At 51.4% G+C, this 3,501-nt stretch carries 4 protein-coding genes and 1 pseudogene; 4 read left to right on the top strand and 1 reads right to left on the bottom strand.

Annotation, left to right across the window (positions count from 1 at the left end; genetic code table 11):
• Nucleotides 1-79 precede the first annotated feature (79 nt).
• The 4 genes from Q0Z70_RS13295 to Q0Z70_RS13280 all read left to right on the top strand — a co-directional run bounded on the left by Q0Z70_RS13295 (nucleotide 80) and on the right by Q0Z70_RS13280 (nucleotide 3,189).
• Nucleotides 80-373 (top strand): hypothetical protein, encoded by a 294-nt coding sequence (locus Q0Z70_RS13295; protein WP_298075254.1) that lies wholly within the window; start codon nucleotides 80-82, stop codon nucleotides 371-373.
• An 18-nt stretch (nucleotides 374-391) separates the two neighbouring features.
• Nucleotides 392-727 carry a cell division protein ZapA gene (locus Q0Z70_RS13290; RefSeq protein ID WP_298075251.1) on the top strand — a complete coding sequence of 112 codons (336 nt, stop codon included), beginning with the start codon at nucleotides 392-394 and terminating at the stop codon, nucleotides 725-727.
• Between the two features lie 111 nt (nucleotides 728-838).
• On the top strand, nucleotides 839-2,377 hold the full coding sequence (gene rny, locus Q0Z70_RS13285) for a ribonuclease Y (RefSeq protein ID WP_298075249.1): 1,539 nt from the start codon (nucleotides 839-841) through the stop codon (nucleotides 2,375-2,377).
• Between the two features lie 35 nt (nucleotides 2,378-2,412).
• Nucleotides 2,413-3,189, top strand: a complete 777-nt coding sequence (locus Q0Z70_RS13280) for a copper homeostasis protein CutC (RefSeq protein WP_298075247.1) — start codon at nucleotides 2,413-2,415, stop codon at nucleotides 3,187-3,189.
• A gap of 2 nt (nucleotides 3,190-3,191) precedes the next feature.
• Here Q0Z70_RS13280 and Q0Z70_RS13275 read toward each other — a convergent pair.
• A pseudogene (locus tag Q0Z70_RS13275) lies at nucleotides 3,192-3,296 on the bottom strand (IS982 family transposase); the annotation flags it as partial.
• Nucleotides 3,297-3,501 lie beyond the last annotated feature (205 nt).

Raw genomic sequence — 3,501 nt, 5'->3', positions numbered from 1 at the left:
CGAAAAACGCAAATTTTCGGCAAAAAGTTTTTGTAATATTCAAGTAAATCGTATTTTTGTGTACAATTTTAGTGCAGAGATGACAGAAGAAGAAAAAGAGTTACTGAAAACCTTTGAAGCGCGACTGCGCCACCTGATTTATCTGCACGATGAACAGCGACGCGAAAACATACGTCTGAAGGAGCTTCTGAACGCTTGCCGGGCTGATTGTGCTACCTCACAAACTGCCTACCACGCTTTGGAAAAACGCTACAACGACCTAAAAACAGCTACGACAATCAGCGTTAAAGGCAGTGACGTGAGAGAGACGAAGTTGCGATTGTCAAAATTAGTGCGTGAAGTCGACAAATGCATCGCCCTGCTGAATGAATAATGAAAGAGAAGAAGATGTATGAACGATAATATAAAGATACACCTGCTCATGGCAGGCACCAGCTACCCCCTCAGCATCCGCCGCGAAGATGAGGAAATGGTTAGGGAAGCTGCGCGACAGGTCAATGTCAGGCTCAAACAGTATAGGGACTACTATCCAGAAGCAAGCAACGAACAGCAACTCGGCATGGTGGCCTACCAGTTTGCATTGGAGACCCTGCGGATGGAACAACGGAACGACACTGCCCCCTATACGGCGAAACTGAAAGAACTAACGGAGGTGATTGAAACCTGCTTCAAGGAAACGGAAATGCAGAAAAACCCTCCTGACGTAATCTCTGGGCCGCAAACCTGATAAAAAACAAAACCACGCACTGGACGAGACTTTCCACATCCCCGAACCAACGGGCGGAAGACTCTGGCAGTGCTTTCTTATTTATTATACATATTAAAACAACTTATCAAAATGACAGTAGTTACAATAGTAATGTCCATCGCTTGCCTCCTCATCGGAGGCGCTGCTTCTTACGTGCTCTTCAAGCACGGCTTGAAAGCGAAATATAACAACATCCTTAAAGACGCGGAAACAGAAGCGGAAGTGATCAAGAAAAACAAGTTGCTCGAAGTAAAGGAAAAGTTCCTCAACAAGAAAGCCGACTTAGAAAAAGAAGTGGCCTCCCGTAACCAGAAAATCCAACAGGCCGAAAACAAACTGAAACAACGCGAACTGGTGTTGAATCAACGGCAAGAAGAACTACAACGCAAAAAGCAGGAATCCGACACCATCCGCGAAAACTTAGAAGCACAGCTGGGCATCGTCAACAAGAAAAAAGACGAACTGGATCATCTGCAACGGCAAGAAATAGAAAAACTGGAAACCATCTCAGGCCTCTCGGCCGAAGAAGCCAAAGAACGCCTAGTGGAATCGCTCAAGGAAGAAGCCAAGACACAGGCGCAGTCGTTCATCAACGACATCATGGACGAAGCCAAACTGACAGCCAACAAAGAAGCCAAACGTATCGTCATCCAGACCATCCAGCGCGTAGCTACGGAAACAGCTATCGAAAACTCAGTTACTGTGTTTCACATCGAATCGGACGAAATCAAGGGTCGCATCATCGGCCGCGAAGGACGCAACATCCGCGCCTTAGAAGCGGCTACCGGCGTTGAAATCGTGGTGGACGACACGCCCGAAGCCATCGTCCTCTCGGCTTTCGACCCCGTGCGCCGCGAGATAGCCCGCCTGGCTCTGCACCAGCTCGTCACCGACGGCCGCATTCACCCCGCCCGCATCGAGGAAGTGGTGAACAAAGTACGCAAGCAGGTCGAAGAAGAAATCATCGAAACCGGCAAACGCGCCACTATTGACTTGGGCATCCACGGCCTACACCCCGAACTAATCCGCATCATCGGAAAGATGAAATACCGCTCTTCCTACGGCCAAAACCTATTGCAACACGCCCGAGAGACAGCCAACCTCTGCGCCGTCATGGCTTCGGAGCTTGGACTGAACCCAAAGAAAGCCAAACGCGCCGGCCTGCTGCATGACATCGGCAAGGTGCCCGACGAAGAGCCTGAAATGCCACATGCCCTCTACGGAATGAAGCTGGCCGAGAAATATAAGGAAAAGCCTGACATCTGCAACGCTATCGGCGCCCACCACGACGAGACGGAAATGACCAGCCTACTGGCACCCATCGTCCAGGTGTGCGACGCCATCTCGGGCGCACGCCCAGGTGCACGCCGCGAAATCGTAGAAGCCTACATCAAGCGCCTCAACGACTTGGAACAGCTGGCTATGTCCTACCCCGGTGTGACGAAAACTTACGCCATCCAGGCCGGCCGCGAACTGCGCGTTATCGTCGGTGCCGATAAGATAGACGACAAGCAAACAGAAAGCCTGTCCGGCGAAATTGCTAAGAAGATACAAGATGAGATGACATATCCAGGACAAGTGAAGATCACCGTCATCCGTGAGACACGCGCCGTCAGCTATGCGAAGTAAACTAAATCGGAAGCCCATAAACAAACTCCTTAATCATGAACCCTTTCCGCTTCCAGTTCGAAGTCTGCGCCAACAGTGTAGAAAGCTGCTTAGCTGCACAGGCTGGTGGTGCGGATCGCGTGGAGTTGTGTACCGGAATCCCTGAGGGAGGCACAACTCCCTCTTTCGGTGACATCGCTACAGCACGTGGTCTGCTGAACCGCACCCGCCTGCACGTCATCATCCGTCCCCGCGGCGGCGACTTCCATTACTCTCCCCTCGAAGAGCGTATCATGCTGGAGGACATTACCAACGCCCGACGCTTAGGTGCTGACGGCGTGGTACTGGGTTGCTTAACAGCCGACGGTGCTGTAGACCTGCCTCTGATGGAGCGACTGATGAAAGCAGCGCAAGGCATGTCGGTCACGTTCCACCGTGCTTTCGACGTCTGCCGCGACCCGTGGCAGGCATTGGAAGATATTATCAGCCTAGGTTGCAACCGTATTCTGACCTCAGGACAGCAACTCACCGCCGAAGCGGGTATCCCTCTACTGAAAGAATTGCAGAAAGCCGCCGCCGGGCGCATCACGCTCTTGGCCGGCTGCGGGGTAAACGAGGAAAACATCGCCCGTATCGCCCGCGAGACAAGCATTACGGAGTTTCACTTCTCCGCTCGCGAAACCGTGGAGAGTGACATGGTTTGGCGCAACAACGTCGTGTCGATGGGCGGTACTGTACGAATAGAAGAATACACCCGCACTGTTACCACAGAACGCCGTGTCCGCGACACCATCGCAGCGGCACAAAAGATAAGAAACGTGAGTTCAACATAAAATCAAAAGATAGCAAGTTGCCCGTCATTGATAAAGTTCACATCAATGGCGGGTTTCTTTTTAAAGCAACAACAGGCTGCGATAGCTGGCAATGAATCGGCAATGAAATGTCGCTGCCACGCAGCACTTCCTGAAGTCCCGACGCAGTGCTGCGTGAGAGTGTCATGCAGTGCTTTCTTAGGAGGGAACGAAGCACTTCGTCAAAGGGGCAGCAAACACGGCGTCAGGACGGAAGAAATTGTCTAGTCCTGAAATAGCGTTACAACAAAAAGTAACATTATGGAAAAGACAGAAACAAAGTACGTTAAGCGC

This window comes from uncultured Bacteroides sp. (genome assembly GCF_947632445.1).
In the GTDB taxonomy this organism is placed as follows: domain Bacteria; phylum Bacteroidota; class Bacteroidia; order Bacteroidales; family Bacteroidaceae; genus Bacteroides.
The sequence above is the reverse complement of the archived record's forward strand: the minus strand, read 5'-3'. Positions and strand labels throughout refer to the sequence as shown.

Excerpts from the sequence above, each read along its gene's own strand:
- Q0Z70_RS13295 (WP_298075254.1), top strand. The coding sequence starts at position 80 with ATGACAGAAGAAGAAAAAGAGTTACTGAAAACCTTTGAAGCGCGACTG.
- Q0Z70_RS13290 (WP_298075251.1), top strand. The coding sequence starts at position 392 with ATGAACGATAATATAAAGATACACCTGCTCATGGCAGGCACCAGCTAC.
- rny (WP_298075249.1), top strand. The coding sequence starts at position 839 with ATGACAGTAGTTACAATAGTAATGTCCATCGCTTGCCTCCTCATCGGA.
- Q0Z70_RS13280 (WP_298075247.1), top strand. The coding sequence starts at position 2,413 with ATGAACCCTTTCCGCTTCCAGTTCGAAGTCTGCGCCAACAGTGTAGAA.